The 26,936-nt window shown below is 66.8% G+C and carries 26 protein-coding genes, 6 pseudogenes and 1 CRISPR repeat array; of the genes and pseudogenes, 13 read left to right on the top strand and 19 right to left on the bottom strand.

From position 1 onward, the window contains the following. Window positions 1-6 precede the first annotated feature (6 nt). Window positions 7-1,833 carry a site-specific integrase gene (locus tag MSM1_RS09465; RefSeq protein WP_213441017.1) on the bottom strand — a complete coding sequence of 609 codons (1,827 nt, stop codon included), beginning with the start codon at window positions 1,831-1,833 and terminating at the stop codon, window positions 7-9. Then, window positions 1,830-2,870 carry a tyrosine-type recombinase/integrase gene (locus tag MSM1_RS09460; protein ID WP_213441190.1) on the bottom strand — a complete coding sequence of 347 codons (1,041 nt, stop codon included), beginning with the start codon at window positions 2,868-2,870 and terminating at the stop codon, window positions 1,830-1,832. Before MSM1_RS09460 ends, MSM1_RS09465 begins: the two co-directional genes overlap by 4 nt. A 99-nt stretch (window positions 2,871-2,969) precedes the next feature. Here MSM1_RS09460 and MSM1_RS09455 point away from each other — a divergent pair, with 99 nt between their 5' ends. The 3 genes and pseudogenes from MSM1_RS09455 (at window position 2,970) to MSM1_RS22420 (ending at window position 3,929) form a co-directional block, all read left to right on the top strand. Then, window positions 2,970-3,335 carry a hypothetical protein gene (locus tag MSM1_RS09455; RefSeq protein ID WP_236054835.1) on the top strand — a complete coding sequence of 122 codons (366 nt, stop codon included), beginning with the start codon at window positions 2,970-2,972 and terminating at the stop codon, window positions 3,333-3,335. Window positions 3,336-3,506: 171 nt separating this feature from the next. After that, window positions 3,507-3,710, top strand: a pseudogene (locus MSM1_RS21750) (FAD-dependent monooxygenase); the annotation flags it as partial. 84 nt (window positions 3,711-3,794) lie between these two features. Continuing rightward, a complete protein-coding gene (locus MSM1_RS22420) occupies window positions 3,795-3,929 on the top strand; it encodes a hypothetical protein (protein ID WP_282100828.1) in 135 nt (44 codons plus the stop codon). 193 nt (window positions 3,930-4,122) lie between these two features. Here the strand turns inward: MSM1_RS22420 and MSM1_RS09450 are convergent, their stop codons facing one another. The 3 genes from MSM1_RS09450 to MSM1_RS09440 all read right to left on the bottom strand — a co-directional run bounded on the left by MSM1_RS09450 (window position 4,123) and on the right by MSM1_RS09440 (window position 7,573). Next, entirely contained in the window at window positions 4,123-4,683 is a 561-nt protein-coding gene (locus MSM1_RS09450; protein ID WP_213441189.1) for a YbjN domain-containing protein, read from the bottom strand. Window positions 4,684-4,847: 164 nt separating this feature from the next. After that, window positions 4,848-6,209: a D-inositol-3-phosphate glycosyltransferase gene (gene mshA, locus MSM1_RS09445; protein WP_307857316.1), complete on the bottom strand. Its 1,362-nt coding sequence runs from the start codon at window positions 6,207-6,209 to the stop codon at window positions 4,848-4,850. 47 nt (window positions 6,210-6,256) lie between these two features. Next, the gene (locus tag MSM1_RS09440) at window positions 6,257-7,573 is read right to left on the bottom strand and encodes an ROK family transcriptional regulator (protein WP_213441187.1); all 1,317 of its coding nucleotides are present in this window, start codon (window positions 7,571-7,573) and stop codon (window positions 6,257-6,259) included. Window positions 7,574-7,753: 180 nt separating this feature from the next. On the opposite strand from MSM1_RS09440, the gene MSM1_RS09435 reads away from it, so the two are divergent. Next, window positions 7,754-8,506: an SDR family NAD(P)-dependent oxidoreductase gene (locus tag MSM1_RS09435; protein ID WP_213441186.1), complete on the top strand. Its 753-nt coding sequence runs from the start codon at window positions 7,754-7,756 to the stop codon at window positions 8,504-8,506. Here MSM1_RS09435 and MSM1_RS09430 read toward each other — a convergent pair. Further along, the gene (locus tag MSM1_RS09430; protein WP_213441658.1) at window positions 8,484-9,872 is read right to left on the bottom strand and encodes an Ig-like domain-containing protein; all 1,389 of its coding nucleotides are present in this window, start codon (window positions 9,870-9,872) and stop codon (window positions 8,484-8,486) included. The two genes, MSM1_RS09435 and MSM1_RS09430, sit on opposite strands and share 23 nt — an antisense overlap. Further along, window positions 9,860-10,954 carry a UDP-N-acetylmuramate dehydrogenase gene (locus tag MSM1_RS09425; protein WP_213441185.1) on the bottom strand — a complete coding sequence of 365 codons (1,095 nt, stop codon included), beginning with the start codon at window positions 10,952-10,954 and terminating at the stop codon, window positions 9,860-9,862. Before MSM1_RS09425 ends, MSM1_RS09430 begins: the two co-directional genes overlap by 13 nt. 26 nt (window positions 10,955-10,980) lie before the next feature. Between MSM1_RS09425 and MSM1_RS09420 the strand changes: the two genes are divergently transcribed. From MSM1_RS09420 to MSM1_RS22935, 3 genes and pseudogenes are all read left to right on the top strand, one after another. Beyond that, a complete protein-coding gene (locus tag MSM1_RS09420; RefSeq protein WP_213441184.1) occupies window positions 10,981-11,493 on the top strand; it encodes a DUF2505 domain-containing protein in 513 nt (170 codons plus the stop codon). A 93-nt stretch (window positions 11,494-11,586) separates the two neighbouring features. Beyond that, window positions 11,587-11,958 carry a hypothetical protein gene (locus MSM1_RS09415; protein WP_213441183.1) on the top strand — a complete coding sequence of 124 codons (372 nt, stop codon included), beginning with the start codon at window positions 11,587-11,589 and terminating at the stop codon, window positions 11,956-11,958. Between the two features lie 209 nt (window positions 11,959-12,167). Next, a pseudogene (locus tag MSM1_RS22935) lies at window positions 12,168-13,533 on the top strand (IS1380 family transposase); the annotation flags it as partial. Window positions 13,534-13,611: 78 nt separating this feature from the next. Here MSM1_RS22935 and MSM1_RS09400 read toward each other — a convergent pair. The 6 genes and pseudogenes from MSM1_RS09400 to MSM1_RS09375 all read right to left on the bottom strand — a co-directional run bounded on the left by MSM1_RS09400 (window position 13,612) and on the right by MSM1_RS09375 (window position 18,231). After that, the gene (locus MSM1_RS09400) at window positions 13,612-13,929 is read right to left on the bottom strand and encodes a hypothetical protein (RefSeq protein WP_213441180.1); all 318 of its coding nucleotides are present in this window, start codon (window positions 13,927-13,929) and stop codon (window positions 13,612-13,614) included. Window positions 13,930-14,166: 237 nt separating this feature from the next. Beyond that, window positions 14,167-14,994: pseudogene (locus MSM1_RS09395) on the bottom strand (transposase); the annotation flags it as partial. 119 nt (window positions 14,995-15,113) lie between these two features. Further along, window positions 15,114-16,472 carry a terminase gene (locus tag MSM1_RS09390; protein WP_213441178.1) on the bottom strand — a complete coding sequence of 453 codons (1,359 nt, stop codon included), beginning with the start codon at window positions 16,470-16,472 and terminating at the stop codon, window positions 15,114-15,116. 175 nt (window positions 16,473-16,647) lie between these two features. Continuing rightward, on the bottom strand, window positions 16,648-17,541 hold the full coding sequence (locus tag MSM1_RS09385) for an IS3 family transposase (RefSeq protein ID WP_213441177.1): 894 nt from the start codon (window positions 17,539-17,541) through the stop codon (window positions 16,648-16,650). Next, window positions 17,538-17,849: a transposase gene (locus tag MSM1_RS09380; protein WP_213441176.1), complete on the bottom strand. Its 312-nt coding sequence runs from the start codon at window positions 17,847-17,849 to the stop codon at window positions 17,538-17,540. Before MSM1_RS09380 ends, MSM1_RS09385 begins: the two co-directional genes overlap by 4 nt. Then, complete coding sequence (locus MSM1_RS09375) at window positions 17,839-18,231, bottom strand: hypothetical protein (RefSeq protein WP_213441175.1); 393 nt, start codon at window positions 18,229-18,231, stop codon at window positions 17,839-17,841. The genes MSM1_RS09380 and MSM1_RS09375 overlap by 11 nt, the downstream gene beginning before the upstream one ends. A 362-nt stretch (window positions 18,232-18,593) precedes the next feature. Here MSM1_RS09375 and MSM1_RS09370 point away from each other — a divergent pair, with 362 nt between their 5' ends. The 3 genes from MSM1_RS09370 to MSM1_RS09360 are packed head-to-tail and all read left to right on the top strand — an operon-like array spanning window position 18,594 to window position 20,010. Further along, a complete protein-coding gene (locus tag MSM1_RS09370; protein WP_213441174.1) occupies window positions 18,594-18,971 on the top strand; it encodes a hypothetical protein in 378 nt (125 codons plus the stop codon). Then, the gene (locus tag MSM1_RS09365) at window positions 18,955-19,683 is read left to right on the top strand and encodes a RelA/SpoT domain-containing protein (protein WP_213441173.1); all 729 of its coding nucleotides are present in this window, start codon (window positions 18,955-18,957) and stop codon (window positions 19,681-19,683) included. Before MSM1_RS09370 ends, MSM1_RS09365 begins: the two co-directional genes overlap by 17 nt. A 9-nt stretch (window positions 19,684-19,692) precedes the next feature. Beyond that, the gene (locus MSM1_RS09360; RefSeq protein WP_213441172.1) at window positions 19,693-20,010 is read left to right on the top strand and encodes a hypothetical protein; all 318 of its coding nucleotides are present in this window, start codon (window positions 19,693-19,695) and stop codon (window positions 20,008-20,010) included. Here the strand turns inward: MSM1_RS09360 and MSM1_RS09355 are convergent. Continuing rightward, complete coding sequence (locus MSM1_RS09355; protein ID WP_213441171.1) at window positions 20,002-20,184, bottom strand: hypothetical protein; 183 nt, start codon at window positions 20,182-20,184, stop codon at window positions 20,002-20,004. The two genes, MSM1_RS09360 and MSM1_RS09355, sit on opposite strands and share 9 nt — an antisense overlap. Window positions 20,185-20,305: 121 nt before the next feature. Between MSM1_RS09355 and MSM1_RS09350 the strand changes: the two genes are divergently transcribed. Beyond that, window positions 20,306-20,521 (top strand): hypothetical protein, encoded by a 216-nt coding sequence (locus tag MSM1_RS09350; protein WP_213441170.1) that lies wholly within the window; start codon window positions 20,306-20,308, stop codon window positions 20,519-20,521. Here MSM1_RS09350 and MSM1_RS09345 read toward each other — a convergent pair. Together MSM1_RS09345 and MSM1_RS21745 are read right to left on the bottom strand one after the other, a co-directional pair. After that, window positions 20,518-20,751, bottom strand: a pseudogene (locus MSM1_RS09345) (transposase); the annotation flags it as partial. The gene MSM1_RS09350 and the pseudogene MSM1_RS09345 overlap by 4 nt on opposite strands. A 49-nt stretch (window positions 20,752-20,800) precedes the next feature. Beyond that, window positions 20,801-21,214 (bottom strand): annotated as a pseudogene (locus MSM1_RS21745) (integrase); the annotation flags it as partial. An 84-nt stretch (window positions 21,215-21,298) separates the two neighbouring features. On the opposite strand from MSM1_RS21745, the gene MSM1_RS09335 reads away from it, so the two are divergent. Beyond that, window positions 21,299-22,339, top strand: a complete 1,041-nt coding sequence (locus MSM1_RS09335) for a tyrosine-type recombinase/integrase (protein ID WP_213441018.1) — start codon at window positions 21,299-21,301, stop codon at window positions 22,337-22,339. Beyond that, window positions 22,336-24,162 carry a tyrosine-type recombinase/integrase gene (locus tag MSM1_RS22690; protein ID WP_213441654.1) on the top strand — a complete coding sequence of 609 codons (1,827 nt, stop codon included), beginning with the start codon at window positions 22,336-22,338 and terminating at the stop codon, window positions 24,160-24,162. The genes MSM1_RS09335 and MSM1_RS22690 overlap by 4 nt, the downstream gene beginning before the upstream one ends. A 39-nt stretch (window positions 24,163-24,201) precedes the next feature. Here MSM1_RS22690 and MSM1_RS22685 read toward each other — a convergent pair. From MSM1_RS22685 to cas2, 3 genes and pseudogenes are all read right to left on the bottom strand, one after another. Then, window positions 24,202-24,672 (bottom strand): annotated as a pseudogene (locus MSM1_RS22685) (tyrosine-type recombinase/integrase); the annotation flags it as partial. Between the two features lie 1,049 nt (window positions 24,673-25,721). Next, window positions 25,722-26,003, bottom strand: coding sequence for a site-specific integrase (locus MSM1_RS09320; RefSeq protein WP_282100879.1), 282 nt, complete (start codon window positions 26,001-26,003; stop codon window positions 25,722-25,724). A 52-nt stretch (window positions 26,004-26,055) separates the two neighbouring features. Beyond that, window positions 26,056-26,540: a CRISPR direct-repeat array (repeat unit 36 nt; unit sequence GTTTCCGTCCCCTCTCGGGGTGAATGGTTTGCCGAC). Between the two features lie 51 nt (window positions 26,541-26,591). Further along, window positions 26,592-26,933 carry a CRISPR-associated endonuclease Cas2 gene (cas2, locus tag MSM1_RS09315; protein WP_213441169.1) on the bottom strand — a complete coding sequence of 114 codons (342 nt, stop codon included), beginning with the start codon at window positions 26,931-26,933 and terminating at the stop codon, window positions 26,592-26,594. Window positions 26,934-26,936 lie beyond the last annotated feature (3 nt).

Genomic DNA, 26,936 nt, shown 5'->3' with positions numbered 1-26,936 from the left:
GTGCGGTCAGGAGGCGGCATCGTCGAGGCGGGCGAGCAGTCCGTCGAACACTTTCTGGCGGCCGAGTTGTCCTTTCTCGGCGGCGTCGTCGCGTTGAGCCTGCAGAGTCGGGCGGAATTCGATGGTGGTCTGGAAGAAAGTGCAGGATTCGCAGATGGATTCGAAGTGGCAGTCCAGGCCGACGGGTCGGGCGCAGTAGCCGTTGCCGAGCATGCGGCGGTGCATCTCGGCACGGAGCTTGCGCATTTCAGCGCCTTCGGCGTCGGCGGGAAGTGCGCGCGGCTGATCGTAGAGGGCTTCGACTTTTTCACTGACGGAGAAGTATTCGTCGGCGACAGTGCGATCGGCGATTCGGGCGTAAACGAGCGTCATACGCATAGATCGGTGGCCCAACAGCGCGGCCAGCGCTTCCAGGGACATGCCGCGGTTGATCGCCTGGGTCGCCAAGGTATGCCTGAGACGATGCGGCGAAACACGGCCGATGCCAGCCGCTTTCGCGGCTTCAGCGACTGCCCGATCGACGCGGCCCTCGCCGATGCGTTGGCCGTATTCGATAAACAGGTAGGGGCTGCGCAAGCTGGTGGGTCGGTTGGCGATCCAGGCGTCGAGGAGGTCCTTGAGTTGGGGGTGCAAGGGGATGTAGCGGTCGGTGCGCAGTTTCCCCAGCGGCACGTGCAACCAGTATGCCGCCCCGATCTGCACCACGGAATCAACTGTGAGATCGAGGAATTCGCCCTTGCGCAGCCCAGTGCGGGCCAGAAACTCCACACACAGTCGAACGAACGGATCATCAGCGGTGCGCGCGGCCTGCAGCAGCTTGGTGAACGCGGCGTCGTCGAGGAAGCGGGGCAGCGGGTCGTCGCGCAGCGGCAGGTCGCCGGTGAACATGAGCACGCGGGCGGGAATGTCGTCGCCGCACCATTCGGTGAGCCGGTCGAAGCAGGTGCGCAGGGTACCGAGGTGTTCGGCGAGACTGATCTTGGACAACCGCCCACCGCGGGCCGAGGGCCGGGTGCTCAGGTGCAGCTTGTAGGCCTCGATGTGTGTCCGACGCAGGTCGGCGACGCAGACCACCTCGGGGGCGTTCGCGGCCAGCCAACCGGCGAACTCCCGCAGCACGCCTTCGACGCGCACCATCGTCGACGCCCGCAGCGACAGCCGTGTCTGGGCGATGTAACCGGTCAGGGTGGCCGCCAGCCGCGGCGGGACCGCCGCCCACTGGGCGGCCCGTTCAGCCGAGCGGTTTGGGCTGGTCTTGCGGGGCGCGGTGTCCAGGACGCCGAGGTGGAACAGGGTGGTCTGCGCACCGAACAGCGCCGCGCTCAGTGCCTTGGCGCCGTGGCTGCCGGGTCGGTGGCGAGTTATCGCGCTGATCAACGCTTTTCGCTGCGTATCGATCACCGGCTGGGTCAGCTTCTCGGGAGTCAGCCCGGCCAGCGCGGCCACCTTGGCCAGGGCGGACCACTGCAGGCGGGTCACGACGGGACCGAACCCGAGCTCAGTGGAGGTCGCCACGAACCGTTGGTGGAACCTGCGGTGATGGTGAGCGGCGACTTCGCCGAGGTAGGGCCGGCACGCCACGAGATAGTCCGGGCTGGGCCGCAGCCGTCCCGTCACGATCAGCCAACCGACCACCCGTCGATCCTTCAGCGGCAAAGCGCACTGGGTTGCCAGCGGCAACGCAGACCAGCCCGCCACACCCACGCGGGTGAAGAACGTGCGGGCCACCGAGGTCACCGGGTGTCCCGCGAACATCCTGGCCGCAACGAGGTCGGCCCTATACGCCTCGACGAGCTCCTCGATGTCGGGGCGAGGTGCCGGTGACCGGTTCATTTCTCGGCCGCCTCACCGGACGCGACGACCTGCGCCTCGATCGCCTCGGCGGCCCGCAGGTACTCCCGTTCCAGCCAGTCGTTGGCCAGATGCAGATAGATGCGGGTCGAGTCGATCGATGCGTGGCCGGCCTGAGCCTGGATCGCCTCCAGCGCCATCCCCGCCTCCCGCAGCCGGGTGAAACAGGTGTGCCGCAGCTGATGGCACGTCGCCTGGGTCAGCCCGGCGCGACCGCGCGCACCCTCGAGGATCTCGTCCAGACCGGCAGCCGACAACGGCTCGCCACGCCGGGATCCCTTCAACACCACGAACACTCGATCGGTCGACGTCTGCGGGCGCTCCTGATCCAGATAGTCCCCCAGCGATGCGAAGAACCGCGCCGATACCGGCACCATCCGCTGCCGACCGCCCTTGCCTTCGGCCACGAACACCCGCCGCTCGCCGGTGTTGACATCGTCGAGGCGCAGTCCCAGCACCTCACAGCGTCGCAGACCACCCAGCAGCATCGCCTCGACCATGGCCCGGTCGCGGTGGGTGCGCAGCGCCGCCCGCAACGCGTCGACCTCGCTTGGCGCCAGCACCCGGGGCAGCGTGCGCGGGGTGCGGATCAACGGCACGCCGCCCTTGCCGCGCCGAGCACCGGGGCGACGCGCCGCCAGGCTTGTCGGGACGGGGTTGCAGGTGACGCCGGTATCACCGCGGGCCGCGAGGTAGGCATACAGGCCACGCACCCTGGACAACCGGCGGGCGATCGTGCGCGACGCCAACCCTGGCTCGCCGTCCTCCAACCGCACCACCTGCTCGCCCAAGCGGGCAGTGCGTTGAGAAGCCAAGAACGCGAAGACATCTGCGGCGTTCACCTGAGCCGGTTGCTTGGCAACTACACCGAAGAAGATCTTCAAATCCGACGCCACCGCCAGCCATGTGTTGGTCCGGGCTCGCGCCGCAACGAAGGCCAGGTAGTCATCCAGCAGCGAATGCCCCAGGGTGATCGCGACCAGTTCCGCCCCACGATGGTGACGAACCAGGCACGGCATGAACACGACAACCTCCCGCCGCCAGCATCCGCGTCAGCCCCGCTGGATCACGGCAGACACGCCGAATATCACCCGTATATCAAACACAAAACCTTAGCCATGACAATGGTTTACGCACGAACTGCTGATAAGACCGTCGCCGAGGAGTACTTCGCCGTCACCGAGAAAGTGGAACTACTCTACGCCCAGCCCAATCAACTCGCCGGCGACGACGAAGGCCGCGAAATGCGCAAACTGCGCAACGAGATGCACCGCCGCATGCTGGGCAACGGCTACTGCGCACGACCGGTCGAGATGGACTGCCACTTCGAGTCCATCTGCGAATCCTGCAGCTTCTTCGTTACCACCCTCGAGTTCCGGCCCACGCTGCAACGTCAGCGCGACGATGCCGCCAACAAGGGCCAACTCGGCCGCCAGAAGATCTTCGACGACATCCTCGACCGCCTCGATACCACCGCCTCGTGACCGCCCTACTTGACTCGATCACCCGCATAAGTACAACGACCGCAGGCTGATGCACCGCCTGGGCCGCATCCCGCCCGCGGAAGCCGAGGCCGAGCACTACGCTCGACTCCAGGCCGGAAAGCACACCGGTCACACGTAACCAGGTGTGCATGAAACCGGGGATGCTTCAAACCGGTCGTACTCGTGGGCGACGCAGCGCATCCGATGCGTCCGCACCTAGGCCAAGGCGGCTGCCAGGGGCTAGAAGACGCCGCGATCCTGGCCGCGTTTATCAGCAAGAACCAAGATCTGGCAACGTCTTTCGCGCAATTCACAGCGTTCCGTCGGCCCCGTATCACGTTGATTACTCGAACGTCAAAGTTGATCGGCAAGGTCGGCGCTGGTGTTTCCGGCGAGCGGTGACACCCGCACGCTGTGATCCGGTAAGCCAATCCAAGTCCGGGGTAAAGGGTTCGGCTCATGGCTCCTGCCACGGCGGCGGTGCGGCCCTGGCCCGACCATCGCGTGTCGTCGACGGTGGTGTGGGCGGTGCTCGATCGCGCCAGCGCCGGATGGCGCGAGTTCACCACGCCCCGGGCGGGGCGCGGCTGCTGACCGATCTGCGCAAATCGGCGCGCCGTCCACCAATACTCACCAATACTATTGCCCGCAATGAATCCGAAAATCAGCACCGAAACCGCCTCAGCGCCAATCGAATCTGTCAGCTACACCGATAGGCTCATGAACGCAGGGCGGGCGGACGCTAACTCAAACCACTTGGGCGCGGTCCTGGTGGCCCCTCGCGGGCTCAAATCTGATTGCCGCCCTCCTCCGATCGTTTGGCGGCCCGCATCGTTGCCGAGCGGTCCTCCTCGTCGATCAGGTGGGCGAACGCCCGAAGGTTCTTCAGCGACGCGCCGCGGGACACCCGCCACTCCCACTCCTTTTGGATCGACGAGCGAAAACCCAACTCCAGCAACGTGTTGAAATCCGAGTCCACCGCTTCCAGCACTTGGCCGAGCACCCGGTCGATCTCGGCGGCGTTGACCGAGGCCAACGACATGCGGCCCACCAGGTAGATGTCGCCGACATTGTCCAGCGTGTAGGCGACACCGTAAAGACGGCGGTTGCGGTTGAGCAGAAACCGGTAAACACCCTCGTGGTTCTCGTCGGGTTTACGGCACACGAACGCCTCGATGCGCACCGAGTGCTCACCGATACTGAGGATCGTGTTGGTTTTGAGCTTGCGCTCGCCGGGTAACTCCACGATCAATCCCGGTGGCCCCCCGTGGGCGCCCCGGTGCCGCGAGTAGGCCAGCCCACTGGCCTGCAACGCTTCCTCGATAGCCCGCTGCACAGCTGATGTCATCGGCGCCACTCCTCGACCCCGGCTCCGCCGGGTTCATCGTCGTCGGCGCGGGTCATCGGCGCCACTCCTCGACCCCGGCTCCGCCGGGTTCATCGTCGTCGCGGGTCATCGGCGCCACTCCTCGACCCCGGCTCCGCCGGGATCATCGTCGTCGGCGCAGAGCGTCACGCCCCCACCTCCCGATGGGCCGCCCAGCGCCGGGATTTGCGTGCCAATGCCAGGTCTCGCACCCGGCGCTGACGTCGGCCGGTGAAATCGGCGATCGCGCGCCGGTAGCTGGCCAGCAACGCGTCGACGGTGTTCTCCCAGGAAAACGCCGCTGCGTGCGTGGCCGCCGAGCGGCTCATCGCCCATCCCCGCGGCCCGGAACCCAGCCGCAGCAACTCCTCGATGGCAGCAGCCCACCTGCCGACGTCATGGCCGGACACCAGCATGCCGCTGACCCCGTCACGCACCACCACCGGCAGCCCGCCCACCGCGGCGGCTACCACCGGCGTCCCGCACGCCTGGGCCTCCACCGCCACCAGACCGAAGGACTCCGAATAGCTGGGCACGGCAACCAGGTCGGCGGCCCGAAACAGGGTGGCGAGATCTTCGCGGGACTGCGGCGGCAGGAATGTCACCCGTGCGGCGATACCCAGCTCCTCGGCCAGCCGAGCCAGCCCGTCTGGGGCGACGCGGCCGCTGCCCGACGGTCCGCCGGCCACCACGATGTGCACCCGCGCCAGTCTGGCAGCCGCTCGCAGCACAATGTCGGGCGCCTTCAGCGGCTGGATGCGCCCGACGAAGACCACCACGTGCCGATCCGGCGGCAGTCCCAAAGCCGCCCGGGCAGCACGGCGATCCCCGGGATGAAACACCTCGAGGTCGACCCCCGGGTGGGCCACGTCGATCCTGGCGGGATCGGCACTGTGCAGCGAAACCAGTTGCGCGGCTTCCTCGGCGGTGTTGACGATCAGCCGGTCGGCCTCGTCGACGACCTGCTGCTCGCCGACCGTGCGCAATGGTGGCTCGGGGGTGTCTCCGTCGGCCAGCGCCGCGTTTTTCACCGCCGCCAGGGTGTGCGCGGTGTGCACCAGCGGGACCGCCCAGCGGTCCCGCGCCAGCCAACCGACCTGGCCGGAGAGCCAGTAGTGCGAGTGCACGATGTCGTAATAGCCGGGTTCGTGCGCGGCTTCGGCACGCAACACCCCCGCGGCGAACGCGCACAGCTGGGTAGGCAGGTCGTATTTGTCGAGACCTTCGAAAGGCCCGGCGACCACGTTACGCACCAGCACCCCCGGCGCCACCTGCACGGTCGGCGGATCGGTCGATGCGGTGGCCCGGGTGAAGATCTCCACCTCGATGCCCCGCCGGGCCAGGTGCAGCGCGGTCTGCAGCACGTAGACGTTCATGCCGCCGGCGTCGCCGACACCCGGCTGGGCCAGCGGTGAGGTGTGCACCGACAACACTGCCACCCGGCGCGGGTCGCTCAACCCGGCTGGATCAAGGCCGCAAGCATCAAGGCGAGAAATGTCGATATGCACACCGCCATCTTGGCAGGGCCCGCCACGGTGCCCGCGGCGCACTCACGTCACGTCAACGGTCTCCGCGCCGGGCCGTCAAGCGCCCGCAGCGGTGTCCCGAGCGCGCCGGCGCGCCGCATCGCGCCCAGCGGATCGGCGTAGAGCCCGTCCAGCGACACGATTCCCGCACCCGCCTCCTGCACCCGGTTGCCGAACACGGTCACCCTGATCTCCCGCGGCGGCAGCACCGAGCGGGCGGCGAACGCGGCTTTCACCTGCGCCATCCCCTCCGGGTATTCCGTGAACGCCTGGCCGCCAACCACCAGATCCTCAGGATTGAGAAGGTCCCGCAGCAGCGCGACGGCCTCACCGAGCACACGAGCCCGCTCCGCCAGCAGGTCGTTGGCCAGCTGGTTGCCGTTGCGGGCGGCATGCAGCAGCTCGGCGATGGCGGGCCGGGGCCCGGGTGTGCGGCCGTCAGGCAGGATACGCAGCCGCCGCGCCGCGGCCAGCACCGCCTCATCGCTGACGGTGGACTCCAGCTGCCCGGAACCGCCCAGCAGCTCCGAGGCCGCGGGCAGGGTGGCCATGGTGCCGGGACCGCCGGCCGGGCTGTGCACCCTGCCGCCGATCACCAGGGCATAGCCCACGGTTTCGCGGGCGTAGACGTAAAGACCGCTCGACGGGCTGGGTGCCGGCCGCCGCCCGAGCAGCAACTCCGCCCCGGCCATGGCATGCACCGCCGACGCCACCGACACCGGCAGGCCCAGCGCGTTGGCCAGCACCGGCCCGACCGGTGCCTGCCGCCAGCCCAGCCGGGGATGGTCGATGTGGCCGCTGGCGCCGTGGACCACTCCGCCGATCGCGACCCCCACCCACAGCGGCCGGCGCCGACGCCAGCGCCGCAGGTATCGACGGGCGGTGTCGGCCAGTGACGCCAACGCGGGCCCCTGGGCGCTGCGCGGGGTTGGCGCCTCGGCCACGTCAAGCGCACGGCCGAGTAGGTCGGTGGCCACGATGCTGGTGCTTCGTGCCCCGATGTGCAGGCCCAGCGTCAGGAACGGTTCGTGATTGACCTCGACGGGCACCCGTGGGCGCCCGATCGCCCCGGTGACCGCAAGGTCGGCGCGCTCGCGCAGCAGGCCGGCCTCCAGCAGCGCATTGACCTGCCGGTTCACCGTCGCGACGCTCAGCGACGTGGCATCGGCGATGGCGTCACGGCCGACCGGACCGTGCAGCCGCACGGCCCGGAAGACCGACGCCGCGGCGGTGTCCGACAGATGCAGCGACGGCTCGACGACCCGGTGGTGCGAACGTGGTCGCCGATTCCCGCCCCCGCCGCGATGGGTGAAGTGGTTGGTGTTGGTGAGTGTCGTTGAGCGCATGGGTGTCCTTGTCCGAGTTCCTGGGTTCCGACAACAGGCCCGGCCACCCCGGCGCGGGGCTTGGCTCAGGCAGGGCAGACCGCGCGGCAACAACACACGCGGTCCGCGATCGGACACAGGCCGAGCAAGGCGCTCAGGTACACGCGAGGGAATCTAGCACGCTTGGCTAGAGTTGGTGAGATGACAACGCCAGCACCGCAGCCGCGCGAACGCATCGCGGTGGTCACCGGGGCCAGCTCCGGCATTGGCGAAGCAACCGCGAGAACCCTTGCCGAGCAGGGTTTTCACGTGGTCGCGGTGGCGCGCCGGGCGGAGCGGATCACGGCGTTGGCCGATGAGATCGGCGGAACCGCCGTGGTGACCGACGTCACAGACGGTGCCGCTGTGGAAGCACTGGCAAGCGGATTGAGCCGGGTCGACGTGCTGGTCAACAACGCCGGGGGCGCCAAGGGCCTGGAACCGGTCGCCGAGGCCGACCTGGACCACTGGCGCTGGATGTGGGAGACCAACGTGCTGGGCACGCTGCGGGTCACCCGGGCGCTGTTGCCCAAGTTGATCGCCTCCGGCGACGGGCTGATCGTGACGGTCACCTCGATCGCGGCGTTCGAGATCTACGACGGCGGCTCGGGCTACACCTCGGCCAAGCACGCCCAAAGCGCGCTGCACCGCACCCTGCGCGGTGAGTTATTGGGAAAACCCGTGCGGCTCACCGAGATTGCGCCGGGCATGGTGCACACGGAATTCTCCCTGGTGCGCTTCGACGGCGACCAGCGGCGAGCCGACGCGGTGTATGCGGGAATGACCCCGCTGGTGGCCGCCGACATCGCCGAGGTAATCGGATTCGTGGCCAGCCGCCCATCTCACGTCAACCTGGACCAGATCGTCATCCGGCCGCGCGACCAAGCCTCGGCTACCCGCCGGGTCGCGCGCTAGGCGTGCGGGCCGACGTGGTGGGTGTGCCCGATAACGTGGGCGCGCCGGGCGGGGTGATGGGCGCGGTGACCGGGATGGGCTTAGCGGGCTTGGGCCCCTCGCCCGCCAGCGCCGACATCGACTTCCAGGTGTCCCAGTCCACCGCCCAGTCCCAGATATCCCCGTCGGCGTAGGACAGCTGGATCGAGCTGCCGGTCACCTCCACGGGGTCGCCGTAAAGCGCGCTGTTGTAGTACTGCTCGGCGTCGGCCGTGGACAAATTGATACAGCCGTTGGTGACGTTGGTGTTGCCCTGCGCGCCGGCGCTGGCGGGGTTGGCGTGGATGAATTCGCCGTTGTTGGAAATCCTCACCGCCCAGCGCTCGTGGACGTTGCTGTAGCCGGCGGCGGGGTTGGACATGTAAAAGTCGGCGTATTTCTCGGTGACCACGTGGATGCCGTTGCGGGTGACGTTGCGGGGCTTGTCGGCCTCCCCGTAGCTACAGGGAAAATCCATGACCACCCCCTCGTCGCGAACGACCTGGATGCGGTGCGAGGTGACCTCGGCCTTGACCACCTGGCGCCGGCCGACCTGGAAGTTCAGGCTCATATCCTGCTTGCCGTAGGCGCCGTCGCCGAACGCGAGCCCGTAGAGCTTGGCGTCGACGGTGACTTTGGCGCCCGCGGGGTAGTACTCGCGGCTTCGCCAGTGCACCCGCGAGCCCTGCGCCTCGTCGGGCAGCCATGCCCAGCTGCCCTCGACGGGCGGGTCGGTGGTGACGGTGAGCGCCCGTTCGACGGCGGCTTTGTCGGCGATCGGCGAGTCGAACTGGATGATGATCGGGGCCGCCACGCCGACGGTCTGGCCGTCGGCGAGCTGGAACCGGCCATTGACCACCTTTTTGGGCGTCAGGGTGGTAAGCCGGCCGTCGACCGCCACCGCCCGGCCGTCACGGCCGATCACCGAACCGCTCCAGGTGTAGACGGCGCCGTAGCCCAGCGGCTCGGTGATCGTGTAGACGGTGCGATCCTGGTTGAACGTCCCGGCTACCACCTTGCCGTTGGGATTGGTCAAGGCCACGTGCTGGAAGACGCCGTCGCTGACCTCGACGCTGACCGGTGCGGTGGGCGCCACGTTCTCGGCGGCCGGGGTGCCGACGGCCGGCCGGAACGTCACCCTGGGCACCGGTGGTGGCGGTGGCGCCGCCGCATGTTTGCTGGGTTTGCCGACACAGGCGGCCAGCGCGTTCGGTGCGAACACCCCCACCGCCAGCGCCCACAACGCCCGGCGCCGGCAGATCGGCAATGGGCCGCTGGCGGTGTTCACGACAGACAAAGATACCGGGCCGAACGCGCTGGCCCGGAAATCAACAGCTACAACACGCAGCCCACCAGCACGGGCTCGGGTTGCAGCGTGATTCCAAACACGTCGCGCACTCCGTCGCGCACCGTGCGGGCGAGGGCCACCACGTCGGCGGCGGTGGCCCTGCCGCGGTTCGTCAGCGCCAGCGCATGCTTGGTCGACAGCCGGCAGGGAGCGCTGCCGGTGCCCGGGTAGCCTTTGCCGAAGCCGGCCCGCTCCACCAGCCAGCCCGCCGCCAGTTTGACGCCGTCCGGCGCCGGCCAGTGCGGCACCGGGCCGCCGCACTGGCTCACCAGACGCCGGTAAACGGCCGGCGTCACGACCGGGTTGGTGAAAAACGACCCCACGCTCCAGGTGTCGTGGTCGGCCGCATCGAGCACCATGCCCTTGCGCGCGCGCAGGGCCAGCACCGCCTCTCGGACGGTTGCCGGGTCGGCGCGCTGGCCGGTCGTCGCGTCCAGCGCGGCGACCAGCTCGTCATAGCGCAGCGGCGCGCTGCGGCCGGACGCGTCCAGCGTGAATTCCACCTCCAAGACCACGATGGGCGCCCGCAGCCCGTCGCCGCCGGCATGCTTGAGCACGCTGGTGCGGTAGCCAAAGCCCAACTCGGACGGCGAAACCCAGCGCAGCTCGCCGCTGCGCCGGTCCAGCAGCCGCACCCCGGTGATGGCGTCGGCCACTTCCACACCATAGGCGCCCACGTTCTGCACCGGGGTGGCACCGGCCGAGCCGGGGATGCCGGACAGGCATTCCAGTCCGCCGAGGCCGTGTTCGACGGCGGCGACGACGACGTCGTCCCAGACCGCGCCGGCCTCCGCACGCAGGATGTTGCCGTCGATGCTGATTCTGGTGTTGGCCAGCCGCACCACGGTCAGGTCGGTCAGGGTTTCGGAGATCACCACGTTGGAGCCGCCGGCCAACACCAGCAGCGGTCGGCACCGCTGGGCGTCCAGCTGACGCAACACCGCGACCACCTGCTCGGTAGCGGTGCACGTGATGACACGCCGCGCCGCAGGGCCGATCCGCAACGTGGTCAGGGGGGCCAGCGGCACATTCTCGGCCACGTGCGCCCCGGCGAACAGCGTTGCCGCGCCACCCTGCCCCATGAGCCGTAACGGTAGCCTGACCTGCTATGCCGCGCTCATTCGACATGTCCGCCGACTATGGGGGCACCGTCGAACAGGTTCATCGCACCTTCAGCGACGAGGACTACTGGCTAGCCCGGCTGGCCAATTCCGGGGCCGACGAAGCGACCCTGGCGTCGATGCAGATCGGGGGCGACGGCAGCATCGACGTGGTCACCGTGCAGGTGCTGCGCGGCGACCGGCTTCCCCCGTTGGTCACCCAGTTGCATCGCGGGGATCTGTGTATCCGGCGCGACGAGAGATGGAGCCCGGTCATCGACGGCGTCGCTAACGTCACCGTCGCCGGGTCCATCCCGAATCTCCCGGTGGGCCTTACCGGGACGGGGGTGCTGGCTCCGGTCAGCGGCTCCGGTGGCGCCCGGTTGACATTTCGGGCCACCGTGGAGGTTCGGGTGCCGCTGGTCGGCGGCAGGATCGAGAATCTGATCGGCAGCCAGCTCGTCGAGCTGCTGATCGCCGAGCAGCGTTTTACCACCACCTGGATCGCCGAGAACGCCTGAGGGTGCCGCAGGCCCGCCCCTCCTCGATGTCGTGCGCGACACCGCCGGCCGCGCCCTGCAAGGCCGGAAGCGGCCGGCGCCCATCGCGCCGCCTTGGCCGCGCCGGCGATACCCGGCGTGATCGCGGTGCGCGCCAACGGGTATCTCGCCGCAGCCGGGCTACCGATCTGGGCGCAGCACAGCACCTACGTCACCTACGTCGCCGGATCGGAACGAAGCGGGCAGGGCCGCCTGATCGCGCACGCCATCTCCATCGAGGCGGGTTCCCGCGCCCAGCTCAACGACGAGATCACCATGCTCAGCGACACCGTCCACCACGCTTTTCTGCCCCATGCCGGCCACCCACCTCAGTTGAGTACGACGGCGGCATACTCGTTGCTCAAATCTCAAGCCGTGTCGGTGTTTACGACTTCGACAACCCGTTGCATCGGTTCAACGGGGTCAAACCGTGGGCTCTTGTACTAGCACCTCTGCCGTCCGGGATGGAGTACGCCGACATGGTGGAGGCCGGGTGGATTCGACTGACTGCATTCAGGCGGCCGGCTGTGACCCTAAGCCTGAATCCGTGGAACAACCTGCGGGGTGATCGGCGTGTAAACAACGAAAATGCCTTCTGGACTGGGGCAATCGTGATTGATAGGTCGCGATTGTCGGTGCGTCGGAAGGCATTTTCAGTGCACTCATCGCATACGTTCAGCGTCGAGTCGGCGGTGTTCGACGAAGAGAATTTGGTGTCGGCGGCGGGTTTGGTGCCGGTGCTGGAATTGGCTGAGCAGACCGGCCTTTCGCGGTTGATCGGCGAGCACGTCAGGCTGCCGTCCACGAGGGTGGCTTCGGGCGCGGTGAATCCGGCCGGCAAGCTGACCACGATCATCGCGGGCATGATGTGCGGGGCGGACAGCATCGATGATGCGGGCGTGCTGCGCGCCGGCGGCACACGCCGGGTGTTTCACGAGGTGTATGCCCCCTCGACGGTGGGGATCTTCCTGCGCGAGGTCAGCTTCGGGCACGCCAACCAGATCGCTGCGGTGGCCCGCGAGCATCTGATCGCCCTCGCGGCCCGCACACCGCTTTTGCCCGCAGCCACGAGCGGATGTTTGTAGACATCGACTCGCTGTTGCGCCCGGTCTACGGGCACCACAAACAAGGCGCCTCGTTCGGGCACGCCAAGATCGCCGGACGCGCGCTGCCGCGGCGGGGACTGTCCCCGCTGATCACCACGCTGTCGGTGCCGGGTGCGGCGCCGGTGATCGCCCAGGCGTGGCTGCGCAGCGACAAGACCGGCTCCAGCCGTGGTGCGGCCCGCCAGCTCAAACAAGCGATCGCCACCGCTCGTGTGATCGACCCGAACGCGGCGATCATGGCCCGCGCCGATACGGCGTTTGGCACCAAAAAGATGATCGGCGCTTGCCTGGATGAGCAGATCGAATTCTCGCTGACCCTCAGCCGTAACAGTCGGGTCAGCGCCGCGATCGAGGCCATCGACGAGGCCGCGTTCACCTCGGTGCACTACCCGGGCGCCGTGCACGACCCCCACACCGGCGCGCTGATCTCCGAGGCCGAGGTCGCCGAAACCCCCTACACCCTCAGCGTGCGCGGGCATGGCCGGGTCACTGCCCGGCTGGTGGTGCGCCGGGTCAAAACACCCGCTACCCCGACGCGTTGCTCCCGGTGTGGCGCTATCACCCGTTTCTGACCAACTCCACCCTGCCCCCCACCGAGGCCGATCTGACCCACCGCAAACACGCCATCATCTAGACCACCTTCGCCGATTTGATGGACGGCCCGTTGGCTCACCTACCGTCGGGGCTGTTTGCCCTGGGCCTCGCAGCTGGCTCGTCGTATCTCAAATCTGGCCCCGCCCCTATCCAGGGGATTCTGGCGCACCCAGACACCCCGTCACCGCTCAGCCCACGGGGCCGACCGCCGCGGCGGCTGCGCCTGGCCAGGGAGGCTGGGTGCGCGCCACTCGCATCTGCGGGGGCAGGGTGTCCCACCGCACTTGGTTCTGGCACACTGCTGGTAGCGTATCGGCGCACGTCGCACCAGAACGCTGAAAGTGTTCCAATAACAATCGTTTTCGACGCACCTGCTGGTGCTCCCGATTCGCGGATGTGGTTAGCGATTCCAGTCGACGATCCTCATACGCACGTCGATGTCCGGTCCGAGCTTGTTTTTCAAACCATGAAGAAAACCCCACTGGTGCAGCGCCTCGGCCGCCAAACGGCGACACACTTGCTCCACCGCGTCCAGGTGTTGGTAGGCATAGTCGAGTTCGGTGTCTCGCTCCAGGCTCTCGGTCGCAGAAGCGACCGCCATCTCATTCTTCAACAGCATCACCGCGATCTGCCGTTTGTCTACCAGCACCACCCAGCGCATCCCCTCCGGCAGCTCCGGCAGCGCCGAGGCGGCTTCACCGTTGGGCGCGTAGGTCATGTGCGCTGCCGTTTGAGTTCTTTTATCCCTACGACCAAGCCCCATATCCCTAAACCGAATATGGGGAGGGCGACAAGCAGATAGAAGATATCCGCCGACCGCGAAAAGAACCACAGCTCAACGGCAGCCAGCCCGATGGGGAACAGGCTCAGCGCGATGGTTGAGCGCGGATAGCGCGTGGTTGTCGGTGCGCGCATGCGGTTTCGGCGCACGATGGCTGCGACGCCCGCAGCAAGTGGCGTCCATGCCGAACACGAAGTCGACCTGCTTGGCCCATCGGTCGAAGTGCGCGGTCAACGAGAAGTCGGTGTCCCCGCGCAAACACACCCGTGCGGCGTGCGGGGTGACCAGCTCGATGGCCTTGTCGATCCACTCCGCCGCGCCGGCGTGGCTGGGCGCGTTGCCGGGCCGGTTGACCAGGTAGAGCACTTCCTTGGTGTTGGCCAGCGACACGATCAGCGGCGCGTAGCCCCAGATGCTCTTGTAGGACATGTCCATCCCGGCCTTGTGTTGGCCGTAGGTGGGTGCGATGGTGCCGTCCACGTCAAGGTAGGCGATCGGGCCCAGCAGCTCAGCGCCCCGGCCCGCCCACAGCTGCGGGCGCACCGCGTTGATGGCCTCCATCAACGTGGCCACGTCGGCCTCGCTGAACCGGCGGCAGAAATCGCCGGCCGTGGTCGGATCCGGGATCAGCTGCGCGCCCAAAGCGTTCATGTAGGCGCTGTCGTGGCGCAGCCGCTCGATGTCTTCAAGGCGGGTGCCGCCACAGGCCACGTTGTAGGCCAAGTTCAACACATGGTCGGATTCGTGATAGGGCAGGTGCACCTTCAACAACTGCAGATCCTCGTCGATCCGCTCGACCAGCCCCAGCTTGGTCACCAGCCGGTGCACCGCGGCGATCCCCCCGAAGGCGGTGGCGTCGATGTTGGCGCCAACCTCGTAGCGCACCGGACCCGAGTTCAGCATCGGCTTGGGCCGCGCGCCCCAACGCCCCGCCCGCGCGTGCCGCGCCACCACCCGACGCCGCCGCCGCGCAATGTTTCGCCGACTCTGCTCATGCGGTATCGTCTTCCACAAAGGCCTTTCTTGCTGGGCTGCGTTGATGTCGCAAACCCAGTCAGGGTAAGGCCTTTGCCCTATCCACCCCAGCCGACACGCTTACTGAGGGACTAGTCACCGATCTCCTACCTGACCCGCGCGATCACGCGCCGCTTGCGTTTCACCGTCGGCAGCACATCCATGCGCGCTTGCCACGACAGAATCGCTGCCATGCAGGCGTCGAATCTGCGGTCTGGGTGCAGCTTGCCGAGAATCCACAACTGCTCACCTGTTTCCTCATCCACCAGATTCGTGTGATGGCGGCCGGCGTTGCCGACATGTCGAGTGAAGTCGCCGTCCTCGGGGCTGTTGTGTGCGATGCTGCCGGATGCGATCGCGTCCTCAAACGCTTGGATCGCTTTGATCATGCGCCGCTTCTGGTTGGTCCAGAACTCCTCGACGACGCCCGGCCACCGCGCCGCCCACGCCCCCACCGTGTAGTTCCAGTGCGGCGGGTCGCAATACATCTTCACCACCCGATACCGGCGGAACAGCTCAAAGACTTTCTCGTTGACCTCGTCCTCGGGGACTTCCCAATCGTCGGGGGCGCTGATCGGCTTCTCCCACAACCCTTCCAATGACTGCAGCCCGGAAAACACGTCGGTGGCCACGATCGCCGTCGCGTCCCGCATCCGGGCGCCGTCGAAACCCAGCGTGACGTAGGCTCGGCGCGGAATATGCTCACCTTCAAGCTCAAGCGCTTTCCAACGTTTGAGGTTGAACGCCTGCATCGCCGACTGGCCCCACCGGTTACACCACACCCGCTCGAGGTAAGCCCTGTCGACTTTAGGGCGGTCCCACTGTGCGGCGATCCGGTCAATATCCGACCATTGCGCGACGTCCGGACCACTAGCCTCCGTGATCGCGGCGACGCGATCCTCCCAGACGTCCATGTTGTAGCCGTCGGATGCCTGCCGGTGAAAGAAGAACAGCGTTGGCCGCTCAATCTCCCCACGCGCGATCGCCTGCGCCTCGAAAAACTCATCCTGGGCGACAGAACCCTGCCCCGGCTCACCGGCGGTGGTTGTCGACAACGTCCACGGGTCTTCCTCGGGCCGCTTCGGCAGGTTCGCGTTCATCGTCTCCACCGCCGCTTTGTGATTCGGCAAATAGAGCCGGTGCGTCTCATCGAACATCTGAAACGTGGTGCGCGCACCGTCACGCGCATTCGGGGCACCCGAGATCGGCACCGCCTTACCGTCAGCCTCACCGCTGATCCCGATCCGCACGATGCGGTCCAAGCCGACGTCGAACAGCTCGGGGTCCATGCCCAGCTCGCACACCACCATCAGCGCCCCATATGCGAGCTCGGCGACCTGCTCCTGGGTGTTGGCGAGCATCGGAATGTAGGGATCCGCGACCGGACGGCCCTGCTTCAGTGACCCGTCACGGTTGTAGCCAGCGAACCGCACCGGCGACTCCGGGTGCAGCTCCGCATACGCCACCCAAGCACCAAACTCGGTTTTCGCGCTGCCTTTGCGGCACGACCAGCCGCCCCGATCGAACCGGCGCCGGCCAGCCCGCGGATGCCCGCGAGGAAAGTGCTCGTAGGCGCGATACAGGATCACTAGCCGGCAACGCGCAAACCATGGGTTTCCCCTGAAAACGTGGAGGTTTCCGTTATGCGGCCTGCGGTTGGATGGCCGTGATTTTTTCGTATTCGACGGGTGGCAGCAACCCGGCTGAGCTGTGCCGACGTCGGGTGTTGTAGAACTCGTAGCACCAGGTGGTGATGGCCTCGCGTGCCTGTGCCTTGGTGGCGAAGTGGTGGCGGGACAGCACCTCGTGTTCGAGGGTGGAAAAGAACGCCTCGCTGGCGGCGTTGTCGAAGCACGACCCGACACGTCCCATCGATTGGCGCACCCCGAGCTTGCGGCACAGCTTAGTGAAATCATTGGCGGTGTAGGTAGATCCGCGATCAGTGTGAAAGATCACGCCAGCGATCGCTGCGCGCCCGCCACGTACTGCGACGGCCATCTTGATCGCGTCGCTGGCCAGCTCGGCATCGGGGTGCTCCGACATCGGGCAAGCCAGCAAACGTCGCCCGCACAGCTCCAGGACCGAAGCCAAAGACAGTTTGGCCTCATCGGTGGGGATTTCGGTGATATCACCGCACCACGCCCGGTTGGGCGCTGCGGCGGTGGCGTCCCGTTTGAGCAGGTCGGGGAACTTAGGTGCCTTCTTGTCCTGGCGGGTCAACCCCCTGGGGCGCTTAGGCTTGCGCCCGGCCAGCCCGTGCCGGCGCATCGAGTCGGCCACCGTGTTCACGCTGACCTTCCAGCCTTCAGCGAGCAGGTCGGCGTGGATCCGCGGCGAGCCGTACGTGCGCTGGGAGCGCTCCAACAGCTCCGCCACTCGCGCATCCAGCCGCGCGCGGCGTCGCTGCCGCTCAGTGGGCTCGCGGTCCAGCCACTTATAGAACCAGGAAACGCTGACCCCCAAAAGCGCGCAGCACACCGTGTGTGGCACCCGATGCACGGTCCTCTGGTCGGCGATAAAGCGGGCCACACTCACCTGCTCGCCTCCTTGACCCAGCCGACCACGGATCGCTTGAGCACATCACGCTCCATGCGCAGCTCGGCGACCTCGGCGCGCAGCCGCTTCAACTCGGCGATATCAGCGGTGGAAAGCCCCTGGGCGCCTTCCCTTTCAGCACGATCTTTGGCAACCCAATTACCCAGGGTGCCCGGATGGATCCCGAGGTCTCGGGCCACCTGCGCGATCGGCTTACCGGTATCCCGGACTATCCGTACCGCTCCCTCCCCGAAACTCCCGGTCGAACTTCCTGCGCGTCTCTGACATGTCCTTACCTCATAGGGCATGCCTCCACACTTTCGGGGGATTTCCCCCACGCCGCGGATCTTTGGCCTGCTGTTCAGCCTTCGTCGCCGTCCGCTTCTCCGCTCGGCGAGCATTACCCCGATCAGTCGCCTCATCGGAACGCTCGATCTCAATCTGCAACGTGCGCCGCGACATCGGCGTCAACCCACACTCACGCAGCAGCAGCCGCCACTCGGCCATCGCCGCCGACCTAGCCGTCGGCCGCGTCTCAGAATCCCACGCCATCTGCATAGCCCGCGCCGCCATCAGCACGTTATGCCGATCCGACTCATCCCACTCCTGCGGCATCGGCGACCGCCACGCCGACTCCCAGAAATCGACAACCGCGGGATGCCAATCGCAATACGCAGGCAACGGCGGCACGGTCGGATTCTGCACTGCCTGCAAAACGCGTCTCGGCGCGTGCGAGCGGTGCCCACGCCGCAACGACGCCGGATTCGGAGTCGGCGGCATCACGCCACCACCAATCCGGTTGCGCTGTAACCGCTCTCAGCCATATCGGCCTCCTTCAACACAAACCCATAACAGGCACGACAGCAAACGATTTTCAGCGCCAGCGGCAAAAATCCGGGGTTGCGGGCAGGCCGAAATCCACAGAACCGCGCGGCGAGGGTGGCCAGGTGGGGGCGGGGTGGTGGGCCTCCCCTGGTTTACTGATATGGCCTTCGAGCTGCGGTGCCCAAACTGCATCCGTCCTGGTGACGAACTGTGAGAGGCGTAAAGCCATGACGAAGTACCACTGTCCGCGCTGCGGCTACGAAACCCGCTGCACGCGCGCCGCCTGGCCGGACAGGCATCCCGCCGCGGCAGTAACGGCGGGACTGTTCGCTCTCGCGCTGCTGTGCATGATGCTGAGCGTTCATCCTGTCGCGGCGCTGGCTGTGATCGCGCTGGCCAGCGTCGGCGGCGCCGTCTGGATGCTGAACGGCGAGCGGCAGCGGCGCCAGGCGCTCGCCGCCCGAGCCGACTACGAGCACGCGGCGCTCATGGCGGCGCCAGTGCGGCCGCTGCCGCAGCGGCAGACACACTCGCTGCCGTGGCAGATGGTCAGGCTGCTACGCACGGAGCCGCTTCGGACGGGGCGCCATGTCGGAACCCAGTAAATCCGAGATCAATCGCTGCGGCGAGTTAATCAGAAAGGTCCGCTTTGAGGGCCTCGTCGCGACGCTCGACGAGATCGACCATGCCATCGAGGTCATATCTGCCTTCCGCGCCGCGCATGCCTATCCGATGGTAAAGGTCCGCTTGGGGCTTCGAAGCATGGTGCGGACAGAAGGGGCCGACGAAGTCATCAGCCAGCGACTAAAGCGTGTGCCCCGTATCATCCGAAAGCTACAGCGGACAGTAGGCAGCCCTACAGGCAGAACGGCGCTCGCGCGTCTAGAAGACATCGGCGGAGTGCGGGCGATTTTGCGTGACGGCGGAGAACTAGACCGAGTTCGTCGGCGAGTCGAAAAGAGATGGAAGCCTGATTTTTGTCGGCCGGCACGCGATTACATTGCCGCACCCAAGCCTATTGGGTATCGCGCTGTCCATTTCGTAGTCAGGCGAGATGGCCGCGCCATCGAGGTTCAGCTGAGGACGCGGGGTCAACAGCAGTGGGCCGACGCCGCCGAGGCAGCAGACGCTCGCCACGGTGACCGTGGCGTCAACCTCAAGGACAGCGAAGGTCCAGCAGAGATGCTCGAGTACTTCAGCGCGGCAGGAGAGGTAATTTACAGACGCGAGTACGGTATCCCGATATCGTTTGAGTTGACGCGGCGGTTCAACGCTGCCCGGCGCGCCGTCATAGAGGCCCGTTACTACAATGAGTAGTGGTGATCAGTGGCGAAGTCACAGCAAAACGCCGAAACCGAGGAGAACGCAGGGATGAGCAGAGACGATGCTGTTTACTTCCTGTTGGTCTACAGCTTCGACCAAGGTCTACTCGTGCACCAGGAAGAGTTCTCGGATCGCGACGTCGCGATCCAGGCTTATGACGCGATGGAGCGCAAGTACCGCGGCTGCCTCGACGGTTACGAAGTCGTGCTGATCGGCGCCGACAGCATCGAGACTGTGATGAAGACGCACGGCCACTACTTCCACAGGTCTGAGACCTCAATGTTCTCCGAGTTCCTGACCGAGACGCAGCCCCTAGTCTGAGATCGCCAGGCGCGGCGTCTCCGCGACGAGCGTGTAAATCCGAGCAATACGTTCAAGCTCCTGCAGCCGGTAGCCTTGGTCCTCGTTTTTGGAAACCAGCTCCTCGAGTTCCTTTCCCAGCTGCGTGTAGAGCGCGGCGGCGGTCTTGTTCTTTTCGTTGACTGCAGCGGGCATCTAACAACCCTCCCTATCGAACTTCGTCACGCCGAGCATTACGTCGACGGGGCACACGATAGCGGGGCGCCGCCAGCTCGGGTGAAGTGCCGCCGGCAGCCTGCGGCCATAAGGTCTGCGCATGCGCGACTTCGAGGTCATCGACTCAGAACTTCGGCTGCTGGCGGCTGTGCGTCGCACAGCACGCGAACTAAGCGGCTGCAGGCCGAGCAGTGCGCTGCTCGACGACTTGCTTGATGAGCGGCTAGCGCGCAGCGGCTGGGCCAGCCAGTGGGCCAAGTCCGGAGTGGTGGTGTATGAGTTCGCTCGATGCGTGACCCTTCGGGTGGGAGTTTAGGCCGTCAATGCCGGGGTGGTGGTGCCGGACTGGTCATCGACCGGTTGGTCGGTGGTGGCCAGCACTGCGCGGGATCGGGTGAGCACGTCGAGGCCAAGGTAGCGGCGGCCTTCGATCCATTCGTCGTGCTGTTCAGCTAACACCGCGCCGACGAGGCGGATGATCGCACTGCGATCGGGGAAGATGCCCACCACGTCGGCTCGCCGCTTGATCTCTTTGTTCAACCGTTCGATTATCCGGCCCTCGGGGGTGGGTCAACCCGGTGGCTGGTTCGGGGTTTCAGCGGTCGAGGCGCTGCAGGTGGTCCGTGAGGGCGTGCGCGACGTGGGCGTGGCGGGCGGCTTCGTCGGTCCAGCCGCGGGTCTCGGCGTCGGTCTTGAGGACCTGGATGTCGGCGAGTTGATCGGTGAGGGCGCCGCGAAATTCGGGTGCGGTGATGTAGTTGTCGCAGGTTTCGCAGATGTTGGCATACGGGCAGGCGCCGGCGGCCGGGTGGCGGGCGCAGTAGCCGTGCGCCACACGGGTTTTCAGCATCTCGCTGTTCAGCCAGCTGACCTTGTCGGGCAGGATGGGTTTGCCGACCGGGGTGAGGGTGAACTGGCGGCGCATCTTGCCCATGGCCTCGTCGTAAGCGGCGCGCAGAGTGGGCGAGGCGAGTGTGGCGTAGCGGATCGTCATCTGCGGCGTGACATGTTTGATATACGGGTGATATTCGGCGTGTCTGCCGTGATCCAGCGGGGCTGACGCGGATGCTGGCGGCGGGAGGTTGTCGTGTTCATGCCGTGCCTGGTTCGTCACCATCGTGGGGCGGAACTGGTCGCGATCACCCTGGGGCATTCGCTGCTGGATGACTACCTGGCCTTCGTTGCGGCGCGAGCCCGGACCAACACATGGCTGGCGGTGGCGTCGGATTTGAAGATCTTCTTCGGTGTAGTTGCCAAGCAACCGGCTCAGGTGAACGCCGCAGATGTCTTCGCGTTCTTGGCTTCTCAACGCACTGCCCGCTTGGGCGAGCAGGTGGTGCGGTTGGAGGACGGCGAGCCAGGGTTGGCGTCGCGCACGATCGCCCGCCGGTTGTCCAGTGTGCGTGGCCTGTATGCCTACCTCGCGGCCCGCGGTGATACCGGCGTCACCTGCAACCCCGTCCCGACAAGCCTGGCGGCGCGTCGCCCCGGTGCTCGGCGCGGCAAGGGCGGCGTGCCGTTGATCCGCACCCCGCGCACGCTGCCCCGGGTGCTGGTGCCAAGCGAGGTCGACGCGTTGCGGGCGGCGCTGCGCACCCACCGCGACCGGGCCATGGTCGAGGCGATGCTGCTGGGTGGTCTGCGACGCTGTGAGGTGCTGGGACTGCGCCTCGACGATGTCAACGCCGGCGAGCGGCGGGTGTTCGTGGCCGAAGGCAAGGGCGGTCGGCAGCGGATGGTGCCGGTATCGGCGCGGTTCTTCGCATCGCTGGGGGACTATCTGGATCAGGAGCGCCCGCAGACGTCGACCGATCGAGTGTTCGTGGTGTTGAAGGGATCCCGGCGTGGCGAGCCGTTGTCGGCTGCCGGTCTGGACGAGATCCTCGAGGGTGCGCGCGGTCGCGCCGGGCTGACCCAGGCGACGTGCCATCAGCTGCGGCACACCTGTTTCACCCGGCTGCGGGAGGCGGGGATGGCGCTGGAGGCGATCCAGGCTCAGGCCGGCCACGCATCGATCGACTCGACCCGCATCTATCTGCATCTGGCCAACGACTGGCTGGAACGGGAGTACCTGCGGGCCGCCGAGGCGATCGAGGCGCAGGTCGTCGCGTCCGGTGAGGCGGCCGAGAAATGAACCGGTCACCGGCACCTCGCCCCGACATCGAGGAGCTCGTCGAGGCGTATAGGGCCGACCTCGTTGCGGCCAGGATGTTCGCGGGACACCCGGTGACCTCGGTGGCCCGCACGTTCTTCACCCGCGTGGGTGTGGCGGGCTGGTCTGCGTTGCCGCTGGCAACCCAGTGCGCTTTGCCGCTGAAGGATCGACGGGTGGTCGGTTGGCTGATCGTGACGGGACGGCTGCGGCCCAGCCCGGACTATCTCGTGGCGTGCCGGCCCTACCTCGGCGAAGTCGCCGCTCACCATCACCGCAGGTTCCACCAACGGTTCGTGGCGACCTCCACTGAGCTCGGGTTCGGTCCCGTCGTGACCCGCCTGCAGTGGTCCGCCCTGGCCAAGGTGGCCGCGCTGGCCGGGCTGACTCCCGAGAAGCTGACCCAGCCGGTGATCGATACGCAGCGAAAAGCGTTGATCAGCGCGATAACTCGCCACCGACCCGGCAGCCACGGCGCCAAGGCACTGAGCGCGGCGCTGTTCGGTGCGCAGACCACCCTGTTCCACCTCGGCGTCCTGGACACCGCGCCCCGCAAGACCAGCCCAAACCGCTCGGCTGAACGGGCCGCCCAGTGGGCGGCGGTCCCGCCGCGGCTGGCGGCCACCCTGACCGGTTACATCGCCCAGACACGGCTGTCGCTGCGGGCGTCGACGATGGTGCGCGTCGAAGGCGTGCTGCGGGAGTTCGCCGGTTGGCTCGCCGCGAACGCCCCCGAGGTGGTCTGCGTCGCCGACCTGCGTCGGACACACATCGAGGCCTACAAGCTGCACCTGAGCACCCGGCCCTCGGCCCGCGGTGGGCGGTTGTCCAAGATCAGTCTCGCCGAACACCTCGGTACCCTGCGCACCTGCTTCGACCGGCTCACCGAATGGTGCGGCGACGACATTCCCGCCCGCGTGCTCATGTTCACCGGCGACCTGCCGCTGCGCGACGACCCGCTGCCCCGCTTCCTCGACGACGCCGCGTTCACCAAGCTGCTGCAGGCCGCGCGCACCGCTGATGATCCGTTCGTTCGACTGTGTGTGGAGTTTCTGGCCCGCACTGGGCTGCGCAAGGGCGAATTCCTCGATCTCACAGTTGATTCCGTGGTGCAGATCGGGGCGGCATACTGGTTGCACGTGCCGCTGGGGAAACTGCGCACCGACCGCTACATCCCCTTGCACCCCCAACTCAAGGACCTCCTCGACGCCTGGATCGCCAACCGACCCACCAGCTTGCGCAGCCCCTACCTGTTTATCGAATACGGCCAACGCATCGGCGAGGGCCGCGTCGATCGGGCAGTCGCTGAAGCCGCGAAAGCGGCTGGCATCGGCCGTGTTTCGCCGCATCGTCTCAGGCATACCTTGGCGACCCAGGCGATCAACCGCGGCATGTCCCTGGAAGCGCTGCCCGCGCTGTTGGGTCACCGATCTATGCGTATGACGCTCGTTTACGCCCGAATCGCCGATCGCACTGTCGCCGACGAATACTTCTCCGTCAGTGAAAAAGTCGAAGCCCTCTACGATCAGCCGCGCGCACTTCCCGCCGACGCCGAAGGCGCTGAAATGCGCAAGCTCCGTGCCGAGATGCACCGCCGCATGCTCGGCAACGGCTACTGCGCCCGACCCGTCGGCCTGGACTGCCACTTCGAATCCATCTGCGAATCCTGCACTTTCTTCCAGACCACCATCGAATTCCGCCCGACTCTGCAGGCACAACGCGACGACGCCGCCGAGAAAGGACAACTCGGCCGCCAGAAAGTGTTCGACGGACTGCTCGCCCGCCTCGACGATGCCGCCTCCTGACCGCACCCACTTGACAAGATCACCCGCATAATGCCCGAGCAACGCCATCAACGCTTGTAGGCTCATGCCGGCATTCGCCAGTTCTGTGGCCCAAGTGTGGCGCAGCTGATGAGGAGTGACGACGAGTGCGCCGCCGTGGGGTGCGCGTAGCCCGGCGGCTTTGGCGGCGGCGAGCAGCCCATTGCGAAGCCGGGTATAGCCGAGGCGACGCCCGCGCTGGGTGAACAGAAAGTCGGTGAGCACACCGGTGCGTGGGTGCGGCAACGGCCGGTGCGCACCACGGTAGCTGACCCACTCATCGAGGACGGCGACGGTGGCCGCCGACAGCGGCACCATGCGTTCGGTGGCCAGCTTGCCCAGCGGCACTTTCAACCAGGTGCCGGCGGGTCCGTAATCGATGATGCTGCCCAGTTCCAGGTCGAGCAGTTCGCCGACCCGCAGCCCGGCACCGCGCAGCACGGTCAGCCCGACGCGGGTGAACGGATCATCCAGGTCGGCAATGGCGTTCATCACCGCCGCATCGACGTCGGGGGCCAGGGCACGCGGCAGCGGCTGGTCGAGTTTGGGGACATCGGCGGCGAAGACCAGCCGCCGCGGTGGTGCCTGCTGCCAGCCCCAGGCGGTGATGTCGTCGAGCAGGTTGCGCAGGCTCAGCACCGCCGATTGGGCGACCGCGGCCGAGATGGTGCGCCGCGCGCCGGCGGCGGCGCGTTGCCCGCGCCAGCCCCGGGTGCGGTTCCAGGTGAGGTAGCCCTCGATGCAGGCCCGGTCCAGCTGGCTCAAACAGGTGATATCGGGGTGGTGGGTGGTGAGGTATTCGGCGAACGGCAGCAGATCGTTGATCAGCGACTCCACCGACTTCGGGCGCAGCACCGCTGCGCGCACCCGGACATAGCGCAACAACGTGTCCCGGATCGGTTCGGCCATCGCCACGTCGGCGAAGCGCTGCTCGAGGCTGCGCGCCCAGACTCGCCGCCGCGGTGCGGTGTCGACCACACCGGTCTCGAACAGCAGCTGGCGCAGGCTGGCCAGCCGTGCCCGGTAGGCGCGCCGCGACGAGGGTGGGATCGAGCTGACCGATAGCGCGGCATCGAACTCGTCGATGCCCTGCACGGTGAGGTCGGCAACCAGCCCTCCGCGGCAGGCCAGCAGCACCGCCAGGCACTCACCGAGCACCGTTTCGACCCAGGAGCTGGTCCAGCCCAACCGGTTTCCCGCATCTCGTATCGCCGCGAACCCACCCGGATCACGCGCCGCGACGGCGTGGCCGAGCCCGGTCAGCTGCTTGACCGCGGCCAGCTCGACATCCAGCCGGATCCGGTCGGTGCCAATCGCGTAGCACACCAGCGGCCAGGCTCTGCTCGACTGCAGCTCGGCGGCCCGCACGGTGGCGGGCAGAGTCATCCACGCGGCAAGATTCCGGTGGCGGGAGAGGAAGTCGCGCGCGATGCGAATGCGGTCGCGCACCGCCCGCTCACCGAGGCCCAGGCCCGCGACGTAATCGAAGTAGCCGCCCAGCAGTGCATCGGTGTCGACACCCCGGTCGACTGCCGGCGCGGTCATCGCAGTGCTCCAGCCAGACTCGCGCGCGCGGCGCAATATTCGGCGGCGAGTTGTTCCACCGACAGGTGCACGTAGCGGGCCGTGGTCTCCGGCGAGACATGCCCCATCAACGCCCGCAATGCGAGCAGATCAATTCCCCCGGAAGCCAATTCGGTGCCGTAGGTGTGGCGCAGCCGATGCGGACGCACCCGGGTCGCGCCGGAGAGCTCCCGGTGGCGGCGAAATAGGCTGCGCAGCCCTGCCTCGCTGACCGGTGCGCCGGCGGTCGGGCCCCGCAGTACTACGAAACACTGCGGTGCCGCCAGGCCCGGTGGGCGCTCCCACCGCAGATACGCTGCGACCTCTCGGGGTGAATGGTTTGCCGACTCTGTGGCTAGGTTGGTGACGGCTTGGGCTTGTGAGGGGGTTTCCGTCCCCTCTCGGGGTGAATGGTTTGCCCACACGGATATGACGACCTAAAAATCACGTCCCTCGAGTTTCCGTCCCCTCTCGGGGTGAATGGTTTGCCGACCTGAGGAAAGGAAGTGACATGACCGAGCACATCATCGAGATTGTTTCCGTCCCCTCTCGGGGTGAATGGTTTGCCGACCCGAAGCCGCGCGACGCTCCAAAACCACGACCGCCCCACGCTCGTTTCCGTCCCCTCTCGGGGTGAATGGTTTGCCGACGTGACGTGACGGGAGGCAAAATTGAAGGCCAATGTTCCGGTTTCCGTCCCCTCTCGGGGTGAATGGTTTGCCGACCCGCAAATTGTCCCGCGCATCCAGGAGCTCGGCCAAGTTTCCGTCCCCTCTCGGGGTGAATGGTTTGCCGACTCTATTGCCAAACCGCCTCACATGTGGTAAGAGAGACAAGCCTGAGGTCGGTCATATGAAGTCGTAATCCTGCGCGCTCACGAGCTGACCCTCCCCATAGAACGTCACCGCGGCGTCGCCTCTGATCTTGTAGATTCGGATGTTATCTCCCTCCTTGCTGAACCGGTCGATTTTCTTCACAAGCCTCACAAGCTGAGCTTTCGTCAGCATCGCTTCGAATGCCGATCGCTGAACACGGTACCCGAAGCCGGACAAAATTTTCGCCAGACAGGTTCGCCGCTTGTCGTCGACAATATCGTAGATGACAAGTACGAACGTCTTTCCGACCACACCTCCGGCCTCGTCGACATGCAGGGGGAGGTTGAAATATTCTTCCCGGCTCGCCAGCGCCATCGA

Origin of the sequence: Mycobacterium sp. SM1 (genome assembly GCF_018361265.1) — a bacterium.
Taxonomy (GTDB): Bacteria; Actinomycetota; Actinomycetes; order Mycobacteriales; family Mycobacteriaceae; genus Mycobacterium.
The sequence above is the reverse complement of the archived record's forward strand: the minus strand, read 5'-3'. Positions and strand labels throughout refer to the sequence as shown.